The sequence below is a fragment of the Vibrio ponticus genome, assembly GCF_009938225.1.
In the GTDB taxonomy this organism is placed as follows: domain Bacteria; phylum Pseudomonadota; class Gammaproteobacteria; order Enterobacterales; family Vibrionaceae; genus Vibrio; species Vibrio ponticus.
This window is the reverse complement of record NZ_AP019658.1, coordinates 1,391,006-1,413,891: the sequence shown is the minus strand read 5'-3', so window position 1 is coordinate 1,413,891 and position 22,886 is coordinate 1,391,006. Positions and strand designations below refer to the sequence as shown.

The following is a 22,886-nucleotide window of genomic DNA, read 5'->3' as shown; positions in this document are numbered from 1 at the left end:
CCGTATCATATCGGGTAACGGTGTTTTTAGTGGACTTATTTTGATTTGAAAATTTAGGAGTCGCTTATCAAATTCATCCAAAAGTGATTGCAAAAAAGAGTTGGGTAAGGGAACGCTAGGCGTTGCCTAGCTACGGAATACGGAACGTTCGGCTTCGCCTCTCTTCGGGATAAGGGAACGCTTGGTATAGCCAAGCTACGGTAAAAAGCGAGCGCTACTCCAAAAATTGTCATCCCCGAGAGGGAGGGACGACCGAGTTGGGGATCTCGTTCTTTATAGCAAAAACAAGATTCCCTACTCGCGCTACGCGCTCTATGGAATGACAAGGTTTAAGGTTGGAAAGGGCGCTCCGTCTTCTGTAGCAAAGCATCCGCTTTGCGTTCCCTCCTCCGTAGTGCAGCTTTGCTGCACGTTCCCCGCTTACCTAAGCGCCGACCTTAGGCGTGCGCTGCTTCTTTTGTCTCTTTAGTTACGCTTGGTTGGTCAGCCTTCTTTTTAGTCGCTGAGGTTGTTTTATTCGCGCCTAAATTTGCTTCTGAATAGTGCTCACCGTAGAAAGAGCAGCTTAGTACTTCTCGCAATTCACTGATCAGTGGATAACGTGGGTTCGCACCAGTACATTGGTCATCGAACGCTTCTACCGCTAGTTCATCAACTTTCGCTAGGAAGTCAGCTTCATTTACGCCAGCCGCTTGGATAGACAGTGGAATGTCTAGGTCGCCTTTCAGCTCGTCCAACCATGCTAGTAGACGTTCAATCTTCTGAGCAGTGCGGTCACCAGCTTGGCTTAAGCCTAGGTGGTCAGCAACTTCAGCGTAACGACGACGTGCTTGTGGGCGGTCGTATTGAGAGAACGCAGTTTGTTTCGTTGGGTTGTCGTTCGCGTTGTAACGTACCACGTTAGAGATTAGTAGTGCGTTAGCCAAACCGTGTGGTAGGTGGAACTCAGCACCTAGTTTGTGTGCCATTGAGTGACAAACACCTAGGAATGCGTTCGCAAATGCCATACCAGCGATGGTTGCCGCGTTGTGTACTTTCTCACGAGCGATTGGGTCACCAGCACCGTTCGCGTAGCTTGAAGGTAGGTACTCTTTTAGCATCTTAAGTGCTTGTAGAGCCTGACCGTCAGAGTATTCGTTCGCTAGAACTGACACGTAAGCTTCTAGAGCGTGTGTTACTGCGTCGTAACCACCGAATGCGGTTAGAGACTTAGGCATGTTCATTACTAGGTTCGCGTCTACGATAGCCATTTGAGGCGTTAGTTCGTAGTCAGCTAGTGGGTACTTAGCACCCGTCTCGTCGTCTGTAACAACTGCGAATGGCGTAACTTCTGAACCCGTACCTGAAGTGGTAGTGATACATACAAGCTCAGCTTTTTGACCCATTTTAGGGAACTTGTAGATACGTTTACGGATGTCCATAAAGCGCATTGCGAGTTCTTCGAAGTGAGTCTCTGGGTGCTCGTACATTACCCACATGATCTTAGCCGCATCCATTGGTGAACCGCCACCTAGCGCTAGGATTACGTCAGGTTGGAAGCTTTGCATTGCTTCTGCACCTTTCTTAACTACAGATAGCGTTGGGTCAGCTTCAACGTCAAAGAACGTTTGAACTTCCATACCTTGTGCTTTCAGTAGTTGAACAACGTCATCTGCGTAACCGTTGTTGAACAGGAAACGGTCAGTTACTAGGAATGCGCGTTTCTTACCTTCTAGGTCGCCAAGAGCGATTGGAAGGCTACCACGACGGAAGTAGATTGACTTAGGTAGTTTGTGCCACAACATGTTTTCAGCTCGCTTCGCAACAGTTTTCTTGTTGATTAGGTGCTTAGGACCCACGTTTTCAGAGATAGAGTTACCACCCCATGAACCACAACCTAGCGTTAGAGATGGTGCTACGTTGAAGTTGTAAAGGTCACCGATACCACCGTGAGTAGTCGGGATGTTTACAAGGATACGAGCCGTCTTCATCTTGTCGCCGAAGTAACGGATACGGTCTGCGTTCACGTCTTGGTTAGTGTATAGACCAGATGTGTGACCGATACCGCCGATCTCAACCATTGTTACTGCTTGAGCTACTGCGTCTTCGAAGTTGTCAGCGCGGAATAGACCTAGTGTTGGAGATAGTTTCTCGTGTGCAAATGCGTCATCGTATGAAACTTTACCTAGACCTTCACCAACTAGAACTTTTGTATCAGCTGGAACTTTAACGCCTGCCATTTCAGCGATTGCTGCTGCTGGCTGACCTACGATTTTCGCGTTTAGTGCACCGTCGATTAGCAGAACTTTACGAACTTTGTCCGCTTCAGCTTTGTTTAGTACGTATGCTTTGTGAGAAGCAAAACGCTCTTTCACTTCGTCGTATACAGAGTCAACAACGATTGCAGCTTGCTCAGAAGCACATACTACGCCGTTATCGAAAGTCTTAGACATTAGGATAGAGGCTACAGCACGTTTGATGTCTGCAGTTTCATCGATAACAACTGGAACGTTACCTGCACCTACACCGATTGCTGGCTTACCAGAAGAGTAAGCGGCTTTAACCATGCCTGGACCACCAGTTGCAAGGATAAGAGCGATACCATCGTGCTTCATAAGAGCGTTTGAAAGCTCAACTGAAGGTTGGTCGATCCAACCGATGATGTCTTTTGGTGCGCCTGCTGCTACTGCTGCATCTAGAACGAGTTTAGCTGCGTCGTTAGTTGAGTTTTTCGCACGTGGGTGTGGTGAGAAGATGATACCGTTACGAGTCTTCAGAGAGATCAGAGATTTGAAGATCGCTGTTGATGTTGGGTTAGTAGTTGGAACGATACCGCAGATGATACCTACAGGCTCAGCGATAGTCATTGTGCCTAGGTTGTCGTCTTCTTCAAGAATGCCACACGTTTTTTCATCTTTGTATTTGTTGTAAATGAACTCAGATGCGAAGTGGTTCTTGATTACTTTATCTTCAACAATACCCATACCAGACTCAGCAACCGCTTGTTGTGCTAGCGGGATACGAGCTTGGTTAGCTGCTAAAGATGCTGCGCGGAAAATTTTGTCTACTTGCTCTTGAGAGTAAGTAGCAAATTCAGCTTGAGCCGCTTTTACGCGTTCTACTAGCGCATCGAGTTCAGATAGATTACTTACGTACATAATTTATTTGTCCTAAATCACCAACTATTTGGGTGATAGTTGATTCATTCATTGAGGCTTAAAATAGCGATTTGATAAAGTGGCAGCGTAATTAGTCCCACGCCAACTAACGTGTTAAGGAACGGCAGTCATTACGCTGCGAATTGAGTATTAAGTTTGAATGCTGTTGAGTTTAATATTGGTTAGCTAAACATCACGCCAACACTTAGGAACAGCATGATCATCACAGTGATGATACCAATCAGTGGACCGATAAAACGGAGCCATGAAGAGTAGGCGACACGACCAATCGCAAGACCACCCATCACTACCCCAGAGGTAGGCGTGACAAGGTTTGGTAGACCAGATGCTGATTGGAAAGCAGTCACAACTAGCTCACGGCTTACACCGGCAAAGTCGGCTAGTGGCGCTAAGATTGGCATTGATAGTACCGCCAGTCCTGATGATGATGGCACAACCACACATAGCACCGCTTCAATCCAATATATGGCGTTGACAAAGGCGATAGGGTTTAAGCCTGCCAATATATCTTCCGCATAATTGAGAATGGTGTGGGTAATATTGCCGTTGTCCATGACGACGACTAGACCTCGAGCGATGGCGATAATAAATGCCACGCCAAGTAAGTCTCGCGCACCGTTAATAAAGCTATCGGTGATCTCCACTTCGGTCATGCGAGCGACAAAGCCAACGACGATACTTGCACCGAGGAACAATGCAGACAGTTCTGCCATCCACCAACCTGCACTTGATACGCCCCACATCATTAGTGCGAAGGTGAAACCAAAGATCATCAACACGACTTTACGAGTGGTAGTCAGCTCAGGAACGGCTTGATCTTTCGCGTGTAAGAAGTGACGTAGGTTGTCTTCATATTGATGGGCGACGATAGAACGCGTTGGATCTTGCTTTACTTTTGCTGCGTAGCGCATCACGTAAATGACACAGATTAACCAACCGACTACTAGAATTGCTAGGCGTAGAGCAAAGCCATCCATAAAGTTGATTTCAGCTGCGTTAGAGGCAATAACTGTTGCGAACGGGTTAATGGTTGAACCTAAACAGCCAATGCCTGCACCAATCATAATTATGGCCACACCCACCACGCTGTCGTAGCCAGCGGCAATCATGACAGGGATGAGTAGCGCATAAAACGGGATAGTTTCTTCAGCCGTGCCGTAAACTGTGCCACCGAGTGCAAACAGACCCATTAGAATTGGAATCATCCACTTTTCGCGACCAGCAAGGCGCTTCATCGTACCGCCGATGCCAGCATCAATAGCGCCCGTGTCTGTCACTACAGCAAGGAAACCACCAATCACCAGAACGAATAGGGCAACATCGACCGCTCGAGCCGCATAGCTTAACGGATCATAGAAGCCTTGGATCGGCGCCATGATAATGTCAAACAGACCTTGAGGGTTGGTTTCAATGGTTTGGTAAGAGCCAACCAGAGGAACCATTTTGCCCAAAGTTTCATTCATTACCATTTGGTATTGGCCTGCAGGGATAACCCAAGTAAGACCAGCCATTAGAACGGTAAGAAGCATCAAAATCGTATAAGCGGAAGGAAATTTTATTTTGTTCATTATTTCATCCTATAGCAGGCTTAACGCCTTGCTAAGCAGCTACGCCAGTTATGCAACACAATCCATGATTTCTTCAATGCTTAAGTTACTAAGCCCCATTTTTTTCAGTGTTCGACCATTCTCAAAGTAGTTAGTATCGTTGTAGGCATTATCGATATGCAGGCAGCTAGTGATCATCGGCGTTTCAACCTGTGCGAGCTTAGCCAGTTCATAGCATGGCACCAGAAGATAGGCCGCATCTTCAGTGATATAGCGGTTGCTGGCTGAATTTGGTGCACTATTGAGTTTTCCATGAGTTTCTGAAGTACGGTTGACTTCATAAACGCTGGTGCACTCCATGTCATACAGTTCATTCATCGCGATGAGTTCTGGCTTTAGTGCCAAACCAAAAGCAGAGCCAACCGCAATCCGCTCATTTTCCATCACAGCCGCAGCTTTGGCGGTTGAAACTGAACAGCAGTCCTTGTAGTAGTTAAATTGACCATCAAAGTTTTCTAGTAAACCCATATTAAGAGTTGTCAGCAGAGGGTGCCCGCCAAAGTTAATGTTTTCGAGACCTGCCTCAATAACATTGCTCAGAGGTTTGAGTGGAAGTGGCATCACAGGTTGTAGGGCATCAATTGCTTGCTGAGTGCGGTTAGCGGGTAGCGCTGCGACGGGTAGATGTGTTTTCATTCCAAGAATCGCCAGTTGAGCAGGACCAACAATGCGTGTTGCCCAAGGAATAGAGATAGCGTCAACGAAGGTAATATCGAGGTTTTCGTAGCCCTGTTCAAATTTGATGTTATTGAGCACGAGAGAGCCATAGTTACCCGGCATCAACATGATAATTTGCCCATCACGCAAGTGTGGCAGCATGTCGAGGAATAGTTGTTCTTGAGCAAAAGCGGGCACCGGCAAAACGATAAGATCCGCATAAGCAACGGTTTCTGCGATATCACGACTTAGTTTGTCGATAGGCTGAAAACCCGCGTACTCGAGAGAAACATCGTTAAAACTTGCTAATGCTTCAATACCGCCACGTTGTTCGATATCCGCCAATGGATGATCAAACCCTTTTGAGCCGTAAAGACACACGTCCGCGCCATGCAAAGAGAAGTGATATGCAGCCGTTAAACCAGCGTTACCTGAACCAATCACAGAAACTCGAGTAGACATAAATTTTTCCTTAATAGTGTTAAATTTCTCGAGCACAGATTAAGGTCAGCACGATCTCTACGACCAATGCCAAAGCTTTTGTCAGCTATGCAAAAAAGTTATGGTTAAACTATGTCATGAGTTTAACCATAGGATATGTAAGGAAAATAACCATTCTTATTTTTGCAGTCACTCTGTCGAAAAGTGTGATTTTCAACAAATGTCTAGTGATTTGCTTTGAGCAGCTGGCCGACTTTTAGCTCAATTCCCAGTTCATCAGCCAGCAATAAAAACTGTTCGATAAAACGTTCGGCATGACGATTTATCGGTTTAAGCGCTGGGTAAAGAATGTCGAATTCGAAGGGCAAGCTAAATGCCAAAGGACGCATGACGAGAAGAGGATTTGCACTGTCTAACACCGCAGTGAATGGATCGGTAAGCGCGATGCCGACACCTTGTTCCACCAGCGCAGAAGCAGTGCTGGCAAGTGAAACTTCAATTTGTTCATTAATACCTAAGTCATAACGCCTAAGCAGAGTATCGATACGATTTTGTGGGCTATCTTTTTCATGGCGAATGATCACTTGATTCGCAATATCGTGAATATCAATCACTGCCAGCTGTGCGAGAGGGGAAGAGGCGGGCAGAAGGCACACACACTCGCATTCAATATGTTGATAGTTAACACCGGAGAAGCCCTGACCCACGAATGAAAAACCGATATCAATCGCTTGGCTTTGCGCATGGCGTAATACATCTTCGGAGCGGTAGGTTTTTAAGCCTACTTTGAGCTTAGGGGTTTGCTGTAGGAATCTGCCGAGAACTTTGGGTAGATAGGCGTTGGAGAGGAGTGGCATTGCGGCGATGTTGATTGAGCCGAACTGATTGGTTTTTATTAGCTTGGCCGCTTGCTCTAACCCCAATAATGAATCAAAGACTTTTTCCACCTCAATGTAAAATGCTTGCCCATCACTGCTTAAAATTAGGCGGTTGCCTTGACGAGTAAATAACTTAAAACCAATTTGTTCTTCGAGATTCGATAACAGACGGCTTACGGCTGGCTGGCTTAAATGCAGTCTGTTGGCCGCGGACGTCATGGTTTGACATTCAACAATCGCTTTAAAAGCACTTAATTGGGAGAACTTCACAACATACCCTATATTTCAAATGAGACAGTGCTAACGTGCTCCTACCGAAGGAGCGTTTATTGGCCAGCATAATATCTCTGTTTGATATGGTTGGGTTAGATCTAATAATTGAATATTTGCTGTTAGGGGTAAAATACCGCGAGCCAAACCGTCGGCTCTTTTTCAGACGTGGCTTTAACGCGATGTTTTTGCTGCGCAGGAATTGTGAGGTAGTTACCTTGTTTTAGCTCGAAGGTTTCGCCATTGTCATATTCAACAATACCGAAGCCAGTCAGCACCATCACCCACTCATTTTCCTTTTGGTCATACCATCCTTGTTCTGGAGAGCTTTGACCATAAGAGACGATACGCTCAATGCGAACCTGCTCCGTTTTGACAATATCACTGAATTGTTCGTGATCGAGAAATGGTGGAATATGGGAAAATAGGTTGTTCATAGCGCCTCTTATTGGTTGGTTGACCGCGGCAGTTGTCTACTTAGCTAACCGCTCTCGTATCTGCTGCGTATCGGCGACCTTTTGCCAGTTGAAGAACTTTTCATCAGCAAGCTCTAGCATCGGAATATCTTCATAGGTATCGCCATAGGCGTATATTTTGTCAAATTGCTTGAGGCAAATTTGCTGGCTATCGAGGTGCTTTTTAACTAAGCGAACTTTATTGTCTAGACTGCAGTCACCATCTAAGTAACCGCCTGTATAACGTCCATTTTTCTTGAGTAAGCGGCTGCAAACTACTTCAATTCCTTGCTGCTGGCACCAAATATCTAAGTAAGGGCTGAGAGAGGCTGAAACCAGCACAATTTTGTCACCTTGCTGCTTGTGCCATTCTAGCGCCTGCAAAGCTTCGCTTCTCATCACAGTTGGTAAATATTCGCTCGCAAATCGAGCGCCAAACGCATCCACTTCTTCTACCGAACGGTGACTAAAAGCGACTTTGGCGAGGATAGGGCGAGTAAAACGTGCAGGTAACCAGCCGAGTTTATACAGACCAATGACAGGTGACGTAACAATCAAGCCTGCTAGGGTGCGCGTCTTTGGCGTCGCGAAAAAGAGAAACTTAGTAAAAGCATCTTGGTGGGTGATGGTACCGTCAAAGTCGAACAGGGCTAAATTCATGGCATGATTAAGTGAGATAGTTGGCAAGCACGCAGATTACCATTGGTAGGCAACCCGCGACAAAAAACTTGATGAACAACAGGGTGTTTTCATGTTGGCGAATATCATCAATGGCATTGGCTTGATTGCTATCCACCATTGATGACGTAACGACTTCTGCTTTGTCGTTGGATGATATGCCACTTTCTGGCGGGTAGAGATAAAGCAGTCCACTTATTCCCCATAAGATCATCGCGGCGTAAAACGCGTAATCGGAGAGAAAGTGGATGCCAAGAAACCCTGTGGTTGCCTCAAGCAGTGCAATCAGTGAAACAACCACGATGTTACTCAGTACGGTGAATTTTATTGTTTGCCTCATAATGAGATCCTATCCAGCTAACTTTTTTGCCAGTTGCGTAGTTTGTTTTTCTCTTCTTTGGCGAGAAAAGCTTGCTCTAAATCGATCTCATAGCGGTTGGCGATTGAGCAGAGATAGATAAAAATATCGGCAAGTTCATCACCAACTTCCCCTACTTTGGAGTGAGGGTCGATGGCGATGCCTTGGGCTTTACGTATTGCTTTAAAGAGTTCGCCGACCTCTTCGCCAAGTAGGAGGCATTTCTCTAGCACTGGCTGATCAGCAAAGTGGCGTTCTACTTCAAGTTGCGCGACATAATCTTGATAGTCAGACAAAGTCGGTGCAGGTTTTAGCTCAGGCATAAGGTCTCCATAAATCTTTGATTGAACTTATTGAGCCAGGGTACCCAGCGCAGCGATAGATTGCCAATTAATCGAGAACTTACGTGATAGCGCTGCGAGGGTTGGTATAAATTGATTTGCAGAAAACTAGAGCGTATTTACAATCATCCCGCATCCCGCATCCCGCATCCCGCATCCCGCATCCCGCATCCCGCATCCCGCATCCCGCATCCCGCATCCCGCATCCCGCATCCCGCATCCCGCATCCCGCATCCCGCCTTATTGCGCACGCTGTAACTGATGCTCAAATACCGCCTTTGCTTCTTGCTGGCTAACGTTGAGTCCTAACTGTTGGCTGATGACTTGGTGCATCTGTTCAGCTGATGTGATGGTCGATGAAGTTTCATTGCCCAAATCATCATATTCAAACACTTCTAAACGTCTAACGAGTTGTCTTTTATTGGCGTGAATTTTGGAGATCACTAGGCTGTTTACAAAGTTACTCTGTGGGAACTTATGGGTATAGAAATGGCTGGCATCACAGTCATCTTCGGTTGTTTCACTCAGATCAAAACGATACATAGTGAGCACAGTGTCGTTCTCGAGTTTTTCCAAGCGGTAATCTTGCCCTTCAATGGCTTGTAAACGCACATGTGACTCTTGCCAGTGATACTCACGGTTCTCTAACGGGATGGCCTCTTGTGGTGTGCCAATACCAAAGCCTACATCGACAATATATTCTTGTCCTTGCCAAGTGAGTATGGTCAAGCGGTGCGAGCGGCGGTTGAACTCGTTACCACTCAGTAACACGCGAGCTAAAATAGGGCGTACCTGATAGCCCAGCTGTTCAAGTGCTAGCTGCATCAGTTTGTTGTGCTCAAAACAATAACCACCTTGTTTTCGTTCGACGAGTCGTTCGACAATCGATTCAATATCCAATGGTAATTCGCGATCGAGCACGACATTCGTACTGCTAAAGGCAAACAAACTGAGGTGTTTCTTGATCATGTGATTGATGCGTTCAAGACCTTCTAGCTCAGTAGGGATCTCTAATTGTTCTAGATAGTATTCAATTGGTTGGTGCATGTTTGTTGTGGTTCCTAGTACGAGTCTGTTTGAATGATTAGCCAGAAAGATTGCCGGTTTTAAGTTGAGCGATGAAACGCTCTAACTCATGTTGATCGAGTTCAATACCATCTCGACAATCCGCGTTGAGTTTCCCGCTATAGTGGATATCAAAGTAACGGAAGAACATCGCGAAAATTTGGTCAAAAATAGGGCATATGTCACGACCAGATGAGCTGGTTAATACCAAACCATTTTTTCCTGCCAATGCGCGTCCTTTTGGCTTCAATTTTTCAACATCAGTCAATTCAGTAATCCGATCCATCAGTGCTTTCATTGGCGCGGTGGGTGCGTGCCAATAGTTGGGAGAAGCAAACATCAGGTTGTCAGCGGCTAACATTCTCTCTACCAATCCATAGAAATCATCGGCTGGATATTGGTTCGGGTAGTTGTAGGGAGTGATGGTTAATTTATCTATATTAATAATCTCGAGTGTTGCCAGTGAAGCAACGCGCTCGAGCACCTTAGCCGTATTGCCTTGGTGATCGGCGCTAGAAAATAAAACCAATGTTTTCATGTGTTCGTCCGTGAGGTTGATTAAGCATTGGTTGTCACTGTAAAACCTCAACCTAGGTTGAGGTAAAGCATTATTTTATCAACATCACGATGTCGCTACGAACCTGCTCGGAACTAACTGCTATTTTTCTTAGCTATTCGTCTTGGCTATTCGTCTTCGTTTAGCACGCCGAGTCGTTTTAAGTCTTGTAAGCACTGTTCAGCATGCTCAAATTGCAGCGCTGACATACCGACGGCTTGTGCCCCCTCAACGTTGTAAGGCATATCATCAATAAATAGGCACTCTGCGGCGTCAAGCTGATATTGCTCAAGTAGAGCGTGATAGATTTCAGGGTTCGGTTTTAGGCAGCCGACATCTGCAGAGATTACGACTCCGTCAAATAGTGACCAGAAATCATATTGCTGTTTCAGATAATCAACGATCTCATGCACGTTGTCGGAAAGCGCATAGACGTTGTAACCGGCGTCTTTAACCTGTTTTACCAGTTCAACTGAACCGAACAGCACCAGCTGCGTCTGTTTAACGTAGTAGCTAAGTTTTTCCGCTTGCAGAGAAGAGAGTCCAAACTCTTTTTTCAGCGCCGTTTGCACTTCTTGCTCGCTTAACTCGCCACGATTGGCTGCTTGCCAAATTTGTGATTGGAATATTTGCTTGGTGAGTGTGTTGACCCTTGGTGAGTCGCCAAAGGTAAGGCGGACAATTTCTGTCGGTGACCAGCGAACGATCACGTTGCCTAAATCGAAAATAATGTTCTTAATGCTCTTTGATGACATCCTGTTCTCCCAAAAAACAACTTAGAGTGGTTTATGCAGTATGACGCCAAGGCGTCCTTTATCTCGTTTGCCATCGGGTTTATTGACCAGTTCATAGTGAACGATTTCAAACCCAATATTTTGGCAGTGTTGCAATAGCTCTTCGATAGGAAAAGCATCATAGTAAAATGGTTGCTCAAACATAGTATCGACAAAAGCGGGAATACTTTTTTCGCTTCCGCCGCTAGAAATAATGGCAGCGCCACCCGAGTTTAAGCAGTGATAAGCTTTTTTGAGCAATGATAGATGTTGTTCACGCGGTAGGTGAAACATTGAATCCCAAATCACCACGCCATGGTAATGCTCACTTGGCTTAAACTCTTCCAACTCAGCTTGAAGCCATTGATGCTGAGGAAGAATGCTTTGCGCGTGTTTAAGTAACTTATGCGAGCGATCGACGCCAGTGATGTTAAAGCCATATTTAGAGAGCAGTTTGCTAATGGGTTCGCCACTGCCACATCCTAAGTCTAATAACTTGGCTTCGCTCGGTAGCAGAGCAACAAACCGCTCAAACATTGCTTGGTCAATGCTTGCGAGGTGAGTGCGAACGGCTAACCATTGCGAGGCAATCGCATCATAGTTGGCTTTGAAACTCGCAGACAAACACGGCTCCTTATTAACAATTAATCATCAATCAAATTACTTTTCTTTCATAAGTTTAGTGCTAAGCGATGTGGCTGTATACCAGGATTTGACAGATATTAGTAAGCAGATCTAATTTCTCTCTGATAGCATGAGGTCAACGCGGATGAGCACATAGAAAATAGGGTGCCCATTGAGTGGATTTATAAGATAGGGGGCTATGATGGCGATTAAGAATAAGATCATCCGCCATTCAGCGATAGAAGTCGACGCGCTGTTTGACAAAGAACATCAGTTAATCGAGCAAGTGAAGAGCAATCAGTTGGAGCAAGTGCTTCTGCTTTGGCAATCCAAGCAACAAACGCTGGTTTTGCCTGCTGGCAAGAAATGGCCCCAGAGTGATGACCTGATCGATGCGCTGGCGAGTGCCGGATGGCAGTTATCCGCACGTAAAACCGGCGGAGCTCCGGTCCCTCAATTGCCGGGAATCATTAATTTGTCACACATCTACTATCTGCCGGAAGAACAGCAGTACGACATTAAAGCGGCCTATTTGCAGCTGTGCGATGTACTGATTGAGTTTTTCAAAACATTGGGTGTGCAAGTTGACGTGCATGCCACAGCAAATTCTTACTGTGATGGTGACTATAACCTCAATATTGCGGGGCAGAAAATTGTCGGTACGGCGCAGCGCGTGCTACTGAAGAAAGGTGGCGGACGAGTAGTGCTGTCTCAGGCTTGTATTATTATCGATGCTGACGTGAATAAGATTGTCGAACCCGTGATTACCTGTAATCAAATCTGCCACAATCCAGCCCATATTGAAGCCGCGGTACACACGAGTTTGTTTGACCATATCACTGAAAGACCAAGTGTTGATGAGCTCTTTCAAGCGCTGACGGAGGCATTTTTAAGCCACTTACCAAGATAACAAGCCAATGCCTCAAGCAAGCTTGAGGCATTGATAAAAAAGTAAACCACACCGGCTGAATTAGCTGGCTTTATCCAACGTTGGGTCTGTTGGCTTTTTAGGTTCTTCCGAATGGTTTTCTTCGCCTTCACTGCTTGGCTCAGAGAAGATTTCTGCTACAGCGGTACGCTCAAGCTCACCTTGTAAGTTACCCTCATCATCGACAACCGGTAGTGAATAATCCGAAGAGATGGTTTCGGTAAGCACTTCCTCAATGGCTGTATCTGGCGATACAACGGGCACTGATTCATAGATTTCTTCATGCCAATCGTCACAAGTGTCATCTTCTACTGCATCAATCAGGCTCTCTTGTGTCACTAAGCCTTGATAGCCTTCTTCGGTAACGTGGTAACCATAGTCGTGTTTCGAGCGCTTCATTTGTTGCAGTGCTTCTTCAATGGTCGATGCGGTAATGCGCAGTGCTGGTGGCTGCATCACCGTTTCGACGGTAAGCGCGCGAGCGCGGTTTACATCTTTAACGAAGGCTTCAACGTAGTCGTCAGCCGGGGAGAGTAAGATTTCGTCCGGTGTACCTTGCTGCACTAACACGCCATCTTTCAAAATCGCAATGCGATCACCGATGCGTAGGGCTTCATCCAGATCGTGGGTGATAAAGATAATGGTCTTGTGCAGCTTTTCTTGCAGTTCAATCAGCTGATCTTGCATCTCACTGCGGATCAATGGATCGAGTGCCGAAAAGGCTTCATCCATTAGTAGGATCTCAGCATCGGTTGCTAATGCACGTGCCAAACCGACACGTTGCTGTTGACCACCGGAAAGCTGCGCTGGGTATTGTTTTTCGTAGCCTTTTAATCCCACCGTATCAAGCCAGTTTTGTGCGCGTTTGTAACGCTCACCTTTGTCAATCCCTTGAATTTCTAGCCCATAAGCGACGTTATCCATGACGGTACGATGTGGTAACAGCCCAAAGCGCTGGAATACCATCGACATTTTATGGCGACGAAACTCTTCGAGCTCCTTACTCGAAAGCTGCATCACGTTAATGCCTTCGACCATGATCTTACCCTCAGTTGGGTCGATCAAGCGGTTAAAATGGCGGATCAGCGTTGACTTACCGGAGCCAGATAGCCCCATGATGACAAAGATTTCACCCTGTTTGATATTGAGGTTAATGTCTTTTAAGCCCACAGTATGCCCAGTTTCTGCGAGCACTTTATCTTTACTATCACCGCGTTTGACCTGCTCCATCACCGAGTGAGGAGCCTGACCAAACACCTTGTATAGACCGGTGATCTCAATCAGTGGTTTAGTCATGTTTTAGGTCTCCTAAGTGAGCTTGAGTTCGTTTTGCGTAAGCTTGTGACGCGCGGTCAAATAGGATAGCTAGCGCAACAATAGCAAAACCGTTGAGTAGACCAAGGGTGAAGTATTGGTTGGTGATGGATTTTAGTACCGGCTGACCTAAGCCTTTCACACCGATCATCGAAGCAATCACCACCATAGAAAGTGCCATCATGATAGTTTGGTTGATTCCCGCCATAATTGTTGGCATCGCTAACGGTAATTGGACGCCAAATAAGCGTTGTTTATTGCTGGCACCAAATGCTGTTGCTGCTTCTAACACTTCTTTGTCGACTAAACGTATGCCTAAATTGGTGAGGCGGATAACAGGTGGAATCGCGTAGATAACGACGGCGATCAATCCTGGGATCTTACCAATACCCAGCAGCATGACGACAGGGATAAGGTAAACGAATGCAGGCATGGTTTGCATGATATCAAGCATTGGTGTAACCACGGATTGAACTCGGTTAGAGCGAGCCATAGCAATACCAATAGGGATACCGAGTACAATGGCGAGCATGGTACACACTGTGATGATGCTGAGTGTGCGCATGGTGTCTTCCCACATGCCAAAGTAACCAATCAGTAATAGAGATGCAGCACAACCTACGACCAGTTTCCAAGAACGGCTAGCTGCATAAACTAAGCCACAACAGGCGGCGAGTACGATGATCCACGGAGTGGAGAGTAACAGCTTTTCAAACCATACAAGGAATGACAGCAGAGGATCAAAGATCGATTCAATCAGGTCGCCATATTCACGTGAAAAATCACGATAGGCGCCATCTAAGGTTTTGCGGATGGCTCTTAGATCGGCGCGTTCCATTTCTGGAAATTCGCTGAGCCAGCTTGTATCAGACATGTAAAATTCCTTATCAATACTGGAGCGGCTCCTGCCGCTCCAGAACTACAGATGTGAGTTAGTCTGCAATTGTTTTTGTTGGAAGGGTTAAAGTGCGTTGGCTACTTTGTCTGCAACGTCTTTTGGCAGCCACTGTTTCCAGGTGTCAGGTGAGGTTTCTAGGAAGTGGAACATCGCATCTTCACCACTGGCTTGATTGTCTTCCATCCAAGCAAGTAATTGGTTCATTTGCTCGTTAGTAAAGCCGCGCGTATTTAAATAATCTTGAACCGCAGGAACGCGATTAGCAAAAGCTTCAGTCACGACTGTGCTGACAGGCGAAGGTGGGTACATGGTTGCTTTTGGCGAGTCACAATCTTCTTGGGTAATACAATTGAGGAACTCGTCTTTGTCGATTCCAGAGCCAAAATCAACTTTTACCATCTCGTATTTACCTAAGATCGCGGTTGGTGCCCAGTAGTAGCCAAACCATGCTTCTTCACGTGCAAATGCTTTAGCAATTGAGCCGGATAAACCCGCACTAGAACCTGGGTCAACAATGGTAAAACCCGCTTCGCTTAGGTCCATAGCTTTGAAAAGGTTACCTGCACTGATTTGACAGTTCCAACCTGCAGGACAGCTATAAAATGCACTGGTCGAAGAGTCTTCTGGGTGTGGGAAAAGCTCGACATGCTTCTTAACGCCTTCAATGGTCGCCAGTTCTGGATACTTATCGACCATGTATTTCGGTACCCAAAAACCTTCTTCACCACCATTAACTAGTGCTTTACCCGCATAGCGTAGACGTTTCTCTGCCACACCGCGGTCGAGTGCTTCTTTCATACTATTGGTCCACATTTCTGGTGCGATATCAGGCTGACCTTTTTCAATCATTGATGTGCCGGTCGGCATGGTATCCCCTGGGACAATTTCTGCTTCACAGCCGTAACCTTCACTAAGAATAAATTGGTCAAGGTTGGCGATTAAGCTTGCTGAATTCCAGTTCATTTCTGCAATAGTGACTTTGCCACACTCGTCTGCTGAAGCTTGAGTAGCGGCCAGTCCAGCCATTACTAGCGTCGCTAGTTTCAGTTTCATTTCGATATCCTTTCTAAATAGTACCCTATAAGGTTACCTAAAGATTTATTAGAGTTCAAACTATTGAGAAAGCTAACCATAACGATATGATGTTGCTTGGATGGATAAATAAACCCTTATTTACGCTATTGTTTTAGTTTGAAAGGCTAATAAATATCGCCTGTAGCTAAGTTTAGTCAGCATAATTTAGTCTGTGATGAAACATTTATGATTAGAGGTCTAATCGTTTGAGTTGTGTCGCAGTTTGGCGAAAATTGTGTGGCTACTTAGTTTTATAAAATGTAATGGGGTTCGAAGAAAATATTGATGTGAGCAAGCTCGACAACGATCGGTTACCTTGCTGGATATGAGCCCAGAAGGGCTCATGAAAAGAGTAGATAGTTTATAAATTAGTCCGCTGACCATACGTTGCGAATATCTGGCCAACCCCAGTTAGTTAATGCAACGTCTTTGAGTACGCCATGGAAGCGTAAAGTTTGTCGATGATGGAAAATTGGCAAGAGCAAATACTGATTGATCAATGATGCTGCAATGGGTTCTAAAGCATTTAAGTAGTCATGTAGTTCAGTCTCAGCGCGGACGTGTTTCAGCGACTCTGACAGCCATCGTTGGGCTTTGTAGCCAATGCTTGCTTGTAATATTGGATTATGGAATAAGCTAGAAAACGCGGAAGAGTGGCGATTGTCATCAAGGTTGATATTGTTGACCACTAGGGTTTCATTTAGCTGGTGCGATTCTGACAAATGATTTAATTCTCTGAATGAGTAGACATTGACTTTGACCGTTACGCCAAGCTTTTCCAACTGTTCAGCAATCGCATAAGCGCAATTGACTAATGAGTTGTAGTCGTAAACGGCAATGCTTAACTCTTTTGGTAGCTCTGCAGTGTCTGCGATTGGGCGAACCACTTTGTGCCACTGCGGCAGCAGGTTATAAGCATGTTCAGTACCGAAGTTCCTCCCTTTATTGACTAAGGCTTGGTAAGTCGCCTCGGGTGTAATGACACTCGATAGAAAACACTGCTGGGCTTGGTTTAGAGGCGCATTACTGCGTTGGTTAAACAGCAAGAACATACAGCCATCTTCAATACGAGTCTGTTGAATGGCTTCTGAGTTTGCATCGGCTTCGGAGGTCAAGTAGTAGTGGCAAGGATGGCTATGCTGATTCTTTGATTGATTGGTTTCAATCTGTTTTTGCTTCAAATCATGCTCATCAAGTTGCCAAATAGTCACAAGATCAGTCAACGCGCGGCACGCGTAGTAGCGCTCGAATGCTTGCAAACAGAGTTTGGTACTGGAGTGTTCAATCACCTCAAATACACCGCTGCCGACGATGGCTTCTTGATGATTATCTTTGAGTTGTGATAGCGGCTGAATAGAGAATTTGATCCCCGATAGTAAACCTGCAAAGCCTTTATCGGGTGCAGAAAGCTGAAACACAACCTTGTTATCCATGGGGGCAGTGACTGTGGCGAGATGATCTAAATCGGGGTGGTAATGGTCAAGCTCAACCAGGCGATTAAACAGCTCAGCAATACTCTGTGCATTAATCGGGGCACCATTATGAAAGGTCAGTCCCGGTCTCAGATAAAACGTCCATTGCAGTTGTTGCTCGTCGTATTGCCAGTGGTGAGCAAGTTGAGGTTGCAGTTGTCCATCAAAATCACTACTGACCAAACAACAGTAGATTTGGCGTATTAAATAGCGCTCACTGGAACGGTGTAGTTGGTGAGGGACGAGTCGCTCGAATGGGCGTTTGTAAGTGAGCTGAATGTGCAGACGTCCTTCACGGATCGACGCACCAGAAGTGGATTGAAGTAGTAAGCCAAACGCATGTTCATCATTATCTAAGATCGAGAGCGCTTTTTCGTATTTCCCTTGTTCGACCCGTTTAGTGGCAAGCTGGAGTTTTAGCTCTCTTAACTCAATGTTAAGCCGCAATATAGATCGCTGGTTTCTGCCGACTTTTGGCTCCCAACTGAGCCAACCCATTTTGTGCATATCGCCGAGTAAGTTTCGCGCATGACGGGTGCTGGTAAATAAGGTGTTGGCAACATCCGCTAATGCAATTTTGATTTCTTGATCAAAACCCAGAGGAGTGAGGCGAGTGTAATAACGGAGTAAGTTTAAGTCTGACATAGGGCGATCTCTTTAAATCAAGCAATGATTCACGATGTCAGTTCCTCATATTGCGCTAATTGCGCAGAAATTTGCTGATATTCACGCTGATTAAGCGAAATGAGGAATGGAGTTGGAAAAATTGCTCACTATTTCTTTTCCTTATAGTAAAGGACAATAGCATCATAAAGAGATCAGAGAAAGCAGTAGTGGTTAGTCGCCCGCTCCTGTACCCCCAGAACGTCTATCGACTGCTGCTTTCTCTGCTTTCTGATTATTTCTTTGACAGTTTTTGCTTGCGACGACGCAGCACGAATGTAATAACAGAAAGAAGTAGCGTACCGACTACAAGCCACACTAATAGCTGATTATTGGTATAGAAAGTGGCGAGTTGATGTAGATGCGCAAAGGCAAAATTGGTGAGTAGGCTAAATACTGCAACCCAGATCGTCGACGCGAGCGCGTTACCGAGTAGGAATTCTCGTTTTGGCATCTTAGCGATGCCGCAGGCAAGTGGCATAAATTGTTTCATACCCTCGATAAAGCGGCTGATTACCAAGCAAGCAGGACCATATTTTTGAATCGCGCCTTGCAGCTTTTTAAATTTGTCGCCAGATATATAGCCTTTTTTATCCAACCAAGTTTCAAAGTAGTAGCCGATCAGGTAGCCGCAGGTGTTACCAATAAAGCAAGCAAGCCAAGAGGCGCCCATGACCATTGAAAGGTTCATTACGCCACGTGATGCGAGAATTGAAGCGGCAATCATCAACGATTGACCGGGCATGGGGACGCCTACGCCTTCGAGAAAGATGCTAACGATTAATGCGAGGTAGCCATATTGATCCAGTAATGGGGACATGGCGTCGAGTAACTGATTGATGTGTTCCAAGTTCGGCTCCCACAACATGCAAAGCGTTTTAATACTCCTGTGGCTAAGCTTGATCAAGCCAAGGTGATGCGCTTCGGCTAATTCTGACGTTACCTTAAAAATAGTGTAGATAAATTGTACAGAACCAGTCCGCATTCGGAGTTTTTTAGGCGGAGAAATGTGAGCAAGATTGAGATGACAGAAATGCAAGCAGCCACCCGACTGTACTAACAGCAGGGTGGCTCGCTGAATCAAGGACCTTGAGGTTACTTGACTAAAATTACAGTGTTTCGATTGCGTCTAATAGCTGGCGATTAAACTCTTCAGAAGTTACTTGACCCGCTTCCATATCGAAGTTGTCGTAAAAGCTTGGTAGCGAGATGCTTGCTTTAACGTCTGCTGCGAAATAAGGCGCTGAGCCAGATGCTGCCGCTAGTACGCTGCTCGCACCGCCAGGACCTGGTGAAGTCGCTAGCATGATCACTGGCTTGCCTTGGAACACTTTCATATCGATACGTGACGTCCAATCGAATACGTTTTTGTAAGCCGCGGTGTAAGAGCCATTGTGCTCAGCAAATGAAATCACGATTAAGTCAGCATCGCCAATCGCTTTAAAGAACTGTTTCGCTTGTTCTGGTTGACCCAGTTCTTTTTCACGTTCATCACTAAAAATTGGCATTTCTAGCTGGTGGATATCCAACATAGTGATTTCTGCGTTTGGTACTTGCTTTGCAGCATAGTGAGCCAATTGTTGGTTGATAGATTGTTTGTTGTTGCTTGCGCCAAATGCTAATACTTTCATCGTTCTTTCCTCAATTCGGTTGATGGATGTAGTTTAGTTTGATTCCATATTTTGATTAATAGGGTAAATGTGTAATTATTATTTCCATATGACTCTTAATAAGGTGCGCTATGGTCGTTTCAGCAACTAATTTACTTGATGGTATGGTAATTTTTACCACGGTCGTCGAGCAGGGCAGCTTTACTAATGCCGCCAATGCCACAGGGCACTCTACTTCTTTCATCAGTAAAGAAATCAATAAACTAGAAGAGCGACTTGGTGTTCGCTTACTGCACCGTACCACGCGAACATTGAGCTTAACCCCAGAAGGCGAGCACTATTTTCAACAAACTAAGCAGTTGATTGAGAGCGCTCAAGAGTTAGAACAAGCCATCAGCGGTAAGCAAGAAGAGCCTAAAGGCACATTAAAGATCAGTTGTCCGGTTAACTTTGGTGCCAGTCAGTTAAGCCCAGTGCTGGCGAAATACATGCAACTTTACCCAAAAGTGAAAGTGGAAGTATTTGCCAGCGATCACCGTGTCGATCTGATTGGGGACGGTTATGATGTGGTATTACGTTCCTCTGCCAGCGCGGAGGATTCGAGTTTGATCAGCCGCTTGGTGCAGCGCTCGTGCACTCGAACAGTTGCTTCACCACAATACTTGAAACAATTTGGCACGCCGAAACATCCCTCAGAACTGACGCGACATAAGCTGCTTTGTTATAGCAACCATAAGCAGCCGTATGTATGGAGCTATATTGATAGTGACGGCAGTTTACTCAAAGTCGATGTAACGGGCGTGCTGACCACCAATAGTCCAGAAATGGAGCTCAGTCTTTGTTTGCTCGGGCAAGGTATCTGCCGACTGCCAGAGGCGCTGGTGATGGATGGGATCAATAGCGGTGAGTTAGTGGAATTATTTACCGACTTGCCTGTCCATCGCATTGAGATGTGCTTGGTCTACCCAAGCCGCAAACATATGTCGACTAAAGTGCGCCGCTTTATCGATTTGGTGGTGGAAGAGCTTCGTTAAAAGGTAAGAATTAGCTTATGCTAAGCAAAGCATATATGTGCAGTTAGGACGTAATAAGGACTGTTATGAATATTGAGCACTTGAAGTTATTTGTGCGCTTGGCTTCAACTCACAACATTAGTATGGCGGGGCAAGAGCTGGGTTTATCACCGGCGGTGGCAAGTGCCCACATTAATAAATTGGAAGAAGGCTTGGGTGTGCGTTTAGTGCATCGTACCACGCGTAAAGTCTCGCTGACTCAAGAAGGGGAAGCTTTTCTTCCACACGCTGAAGATGTTCTCGCCAGTGTCGACGCTGCAAAAGGTGCTATTGGTGTTGGTCAAGCTTCACCAAGTGGCACGTTGCGCGTGACAACGCCTGCCTCTTTTGGGCGTATGCATTTGATGCCAGCATTAAAAAACTTCCTTCAAGCTTACCCTGAGTTAAGTGTTGATTTGCGCTTTTCTGATTCGGTATTGGATCTGGTTGAAGGTGGGTTTGATGTAGCGATTCGTATCTCGGAGCTGAAAGACTCAAGTTTAGTAGCGAAGAAGATTGCAGGCGACCCACGCATTGTTTGCGCATCACCAGAGTATCTCGCAAAGTATGGCACGCCGCAGCACCCAAGTGAGTTAACCGAGCATAATTGCGTACTGCTTATGGGGATGGATCATTGGTCATTTGAAACTCCGCAGGGGGTAGTCGCCATCAAAGCGAAAGGCAGTATCCGTGTTGATAATGGCGACGCGATGCGTGATGCGACCACTGATGGACTAGGCATCTCAATCAACTCCAAGTGGAGCGTCTACAGAGAGCTTGCGAGTGGGAAACTGGTGCAAATACTGCAAGACTACCCACTGACTTCGAATGCGGCTATTTGGGCTGTTTATCCAAGCTCGCGATTAATGGCGCCCAAAGTACGCGCATTTATCGACTACTTTGCCGACTTTTATGGCAACCCACCTTATTGGGAGAATAAGTAGAATTAAAACAATCCCTTCAAATGAAGGGATTGTTTTAGCAGCATGACTACCAAGAGAAGGTCTGAATCACGTTCTCTTTTGCCATCGGGTTGTTTTTGATTGCCCCGTTAACATTGGCAAGGAACCAATCGCGTGAATCAAGCAAGTAGCCTTTATGTTGAATCAAGTTATTGCCATGGTCGCCCCAATAGAAGGTATCGATATTGAGGTTTTCCAGCAGGTATTTCTCTTCTTCAAGCACCTGCATTTGGCTTGGCATGATAAAGCGCCCCGCTTGAACATCGCGCTCCATTTCGGTACCAGGCTGAACGGCTAGCGCCATTGGGGCAATATGTTCAGGCTGCATAATGTTTAAGATATCGGTGGTCGCGATAATGTGTTCTTCTGAGCGATCACGCCCACCTAAGCCAAAGATGAACGACAGCAACATCTCAATGCCCGCTTCTTTTGCCATCGCCATCCCTTCAATCGCTTGCTCTGGTGACATGCGTTTTTTGATCTGTTCTAAGATCAAACGATCGCCAGATTCCAGTCCTGAGTAAGCCATGTTTAAGCCGGCATCAACCAACTCTTTTAGCTCCGCAGGGGTTTTACGGCGGAAGTCGTTTAAGCCACTGTAGAGCGAGATTCGCTTGTTCTCAGGGAAGATCGAGCGCAGCTTATCGAGTACTTTGAGCAGATAATCAGTACGCGCCGCCATGACATTGCCGTCGATAAGGAAAATCGACTCTACATGGGGGTAGATTTGGCGTGCCTCTTCGATATCTTTAAATACATCTTCAATATCGCGCACTTTAAAGCGTTTATCATCGAACATACTGCAGAAGGTGCAGGTGTTGATGCTGCATCCGAGCGTGACTTGAATCAAGATGCTGCGTGCTTCAATCCATGGTCGATATACTTTGCCCTCATAGTTCATGGTGTTTCTCCGCTTATGGTGCTGGATGAGAATAGAGTCATCTCAGCGAGAACTTGCTAGTTGCCAATCTTGCTTGGCTGTTTCGATGGAAGAAGTCTATCAATTGAAGTTAGCGTTGATAATTGACATTAAAATGGAATGACTTTTTAGT

Annotated in this window: 22 protein-coding genes; 3 read left to right on the top strand and 19 right to left on the bottom strand. The window is 45.8% G+C overall.

All coding sequences use genetic code 11. The annotated features are described in order from the left end of the window. Positions 1-437: 437 nt before the first annotated feature. From adhE to GZN30_RS20470, 12 genes are all read right to left on the bottom strand, one after another. Positions 438-3,137 carry a bifunctional acetaldehyde-CoA/alcohol dehydrogenase gene (gene adhE / locus GZN30_RS20525; protein WP_161987125.1) on the bottom strand — a complete coding sequence of 900 codons (2,700 nt, stop codon included), beginning with the start codon at positions 3,135-3,137 and terminating at the stop codon, positions 438-440. 182 nt (positions 3,138-3,319) lie between these two features. Continuing rightward, complete coding sequence (locus GZN30_RS20520; RefSeq protein WP_075647771.1) at positions 3,320-4,726, bottom strand: YfcC family protein; 1,407 nt, start codon at positions 4,724-4,726, stop codon at positions 3,320-3,322. Between the two features lie 48 nt (positions 4,727-4,774). Further along, entirely contained in the window at positions 4,775-5,884 is a 1,110-nt protein-coding gene (locus GZN30_RS20515) for an NAD/NADP-dependent octopine/nopaline dehydrogenase family protein (protein WP_075647770.1), read from the bottom strand. Between the two features lie 203 nt (positions 5,885-6,087). Then, entirely contained in the window at positions 6,088-7,011 is a 924-nt protein-coding gene (locus GZN30_RS20510; RefSeq protein ID WP_075647769.1) for a LysR family transcriptional regulator, read from the bottom strand. A 122-nt stretch (positions 7,012-7,133) separates the two neighbouring features. Continuing rightward, positions 7,134-7,448 carry a cupin domain-containing protein gene (locus tag GZN30_RS20505; RefSeq protein WP_075647768.1) on the bottom strand — a complete coding sequence of 105 codons (315 nt, stop codon included), beginning with the start codon at positions 7,446-7,448 and terminating at the stop codon, positions 7,134-7,136. Positions 7,449-7,484: 36 nt separating this feature from the next. Then, positions 7,485-8,126 carry an HAD family hydrolase gene (locus GZN30_RS20500; RefSeq protein WP_075647772.1) on the bottom strand — a complete coding sequence of 214 codons (642 nt, stop codon included), beginning with the start codon at positions 8,124-8,126 and terminating at the stop codon, positions 7,485-7,487. 7 nt (positions 8,127-8,133) lie between these two features. Beyond that, positions 8,134-8,484, bottom strand: coding sequence for a hypothetical protein (locus GZN30_RS20495; RefSeq protein WP_075647767.1), 351 nt, complete (start codon positions 8,482-8,484; stop codon positions 8,134-8,136). A gap of 17 nt (positions 8,485-8,501) precedes the next feature. Continuing rightward, positions 8,502-8,825: a MazG nucleotide pyrophosphohydrolase domain-containing protein gene (locus GZN30_RS20490; RefSeq protein ID WP_075647766.1), complete on the bottom strand. Its 324-nt coding sequence runs from the start codon at positions 8,823-8,825 to the stop codon at positions 8,502-8,504. A 258-nt stretch (positions 8,826-9,083) separates the two neighbouring features. After that, entirely contained in the window at positions 9,084-9,890 is an 807-nt protein-coding gene (locus GZN30_RS20485) for an arylamine N-acetyltransferase family protein (protein ID WP_075648512.1), read from the bottom strand. A 37-nt stretch (positions 9,891-9,927) separates the two neighbouring features. Beyond that, positions 9,928-10,446: a flavodoxin family protein gene (locus tag GZN30_RS20480; RefSeq protein ID WP_075648510.1), complete on the bottom strand. Its 519-nt coding sequence runs from the start codon at positions 10,444-10,446 to the stop codon at positions 9,928-9,930. A gap of 146 nt (positions 10,447-10,592) precedes the next feature. Then, positions 10,593-11,219 carry an HAD family hydrolase gene (locus GZN30_RS20475; RefSeq protein ID WP_075648508.1) on the bottom strand — a complete coding sequence of 209 codons (627 nt, stop codon included), beginning with the start codon at positions 11,217-11,219 and terminating at the stop codon, positions 10,593-10,595. Between the two features lie 21 nt (positions 11,220-11,240). Continuing rightward, positions 11,241-11,861: a class I SAM-dependent methyltransferase gene (locus tag GZN30_RS20470; protein ID WP_075648506.1), complete on the bottom strand. Its 621-nt coding sequence runs from the start codon at positions 11,859-11,861 to the stop codon at positions 11,241-11,243. A 202-nt stretch (positions 11,862-12,063) separates the two neighbouring features. Here GZN30_RS20470 and GZN30_RS20465 point away from each other — a divergent pair, with 202 nt between their 5' ends. After that, positions 12,064-12,771 carry a lipoate--protein ligase family protein gene (locus GZN30_RS20465; protein ID WP_075648520.1) on the top strand — a complete coding sequence of 236 codons (708 nt, stop codon included), beginning with the start codon at positions 12,064-12,066 and terminating at the stop codon, positions 12,769-12,771. A 60-nt stretch (positions 12,772-12,831) separates the two neighbouring features. Here the strand turns inward: GZN30_RS20465 and GZN30_RS20460 are convergent, their stop codons facing one another. The 6 genes from GZN30_RS20460 to GZN30_RS20435 all read right to left on the bottom strand — a co-directional run bounded on the left by GZN30_RS20460 (position 12,832) and on the right by GZN30_RS20435 (position 19,841). After that, positions 12,832-14,085, bottom strand: a complete 1,254-nt coding sequence (locus tag GZN30_RS20460; RefSeq protein WP_075648504.1) for a quaternary amine ABC transporter ATP-binding protein — start codon at positions 14,083-14,085, stop codon at positions 12,832-12,834. Beyond that, positions 14,078-14,977: an ABC transporter permease gene (locus tag GZN30_RS20455; RefSeq protein ID WP_075648502.1), complete on the bottom strand. Its 900-nt coding sequence runs from the start codon at positions 14,975-14,977 to the stop codon at positions 14,078-14,080. Before GZN30_RS20455 ends, GZN30_RS20460 begins: the two co-directional genes overlap by 8 nt. Before the next feature lie 87 nt (positions 14,978-15,064). After that, the gene (locus tag GZN30_RS20450) at positions 15,065-16,054 is read right to left on the bottom strand and encodes an ABC transporter substrate-binding protein (protein WP_075648500.1); all 990 of its coding nucleotides are present in this window, start codon (positions 16,052-16,054) and stop codon (positions 15,065-15,067) included. Positions 16,055-16,443: 389 nt separating this feature from the next. After that, positions 16,444-18,192, bottom strand: coding sequence for an SgrR family transcriptional regulator (locus GZN30_RS20445; protein ID WP_075648498.1), 1,749 nt, complete (start codon positions 18,190-18,192; stop codon positions 16,444-16,446). Between the two features lie 253 nt (positions 18,193-18,445). Beyond that, positions 18,446-19,060, bottom strand: a complete 615-nt coding sequence (locus tag GZN30_RS20440) for a DedA family protein (RefSeq protein WP_075648519.1) — start codon at positions 19,058-19,060, stop codon at positions 18,446-18,448. 259 nt (positions 19,061-19,319) lie between these two features. Beyond that, positions 19,320-19,841, bottom strand: coding sequence for an NADPH-dependent FMN reductase (locus GZN30_RS20435; protein ID WP_075648496.1), 522 nt, complete (start codon positions 19,839-19,841; stop codon positions 19,320-19,322). Positions 19,842-19,951: 110 nt separating this feature from the next. On the opposite strand from GZN30_RS20435, the gene GZN30_RS20430 reads away from it, so the two are divergent. Continuing rightward, positions 19,952-20,854, top strand: a complete 903-nt coding sequence (locus GZN30_RS20430; RefSeq protein WP_075648494.1) for a LysR family transcriptional regulator — start codon at positions 19,952-19,954, stop codon at positions 20,852-20,854. 65 nt (positions 20,855-20,919) lie between these two features. Beyond that, the gene (locus GZN30_RS20425) at positions 20,920-21,816 is read left to right on the top strand and encodes a LysR family transcriptional regulator (RefSeq protein ID WP_075648492.1); all 897 of its coding nucleotides are present in this window, start codon (positions 20,920-20,922) and stop codon (positions 21,814-21,816) included. A gap of 46 nt (positions 21,817-21,862) precedes the next feature. On the opposite strand, the gene GZN30_RS20420 is transcribed toward GZN30_RS20425, so the two are convergent. After that, positions 21,863-22,735 carry a radical SAM protein gene (locus GZN30_RS20420; RefSeq protein ID WP_075648491.1) on the bottom strand — a complete coding sequence of 291 codons (873 nt, stop codon included), beginning with the start codon at positions 22,733-22,735 and terminating at the stop codon, positions 21,863-21,865. Positions 22,736-22,886: the final 151 nt, after the last annotated feature.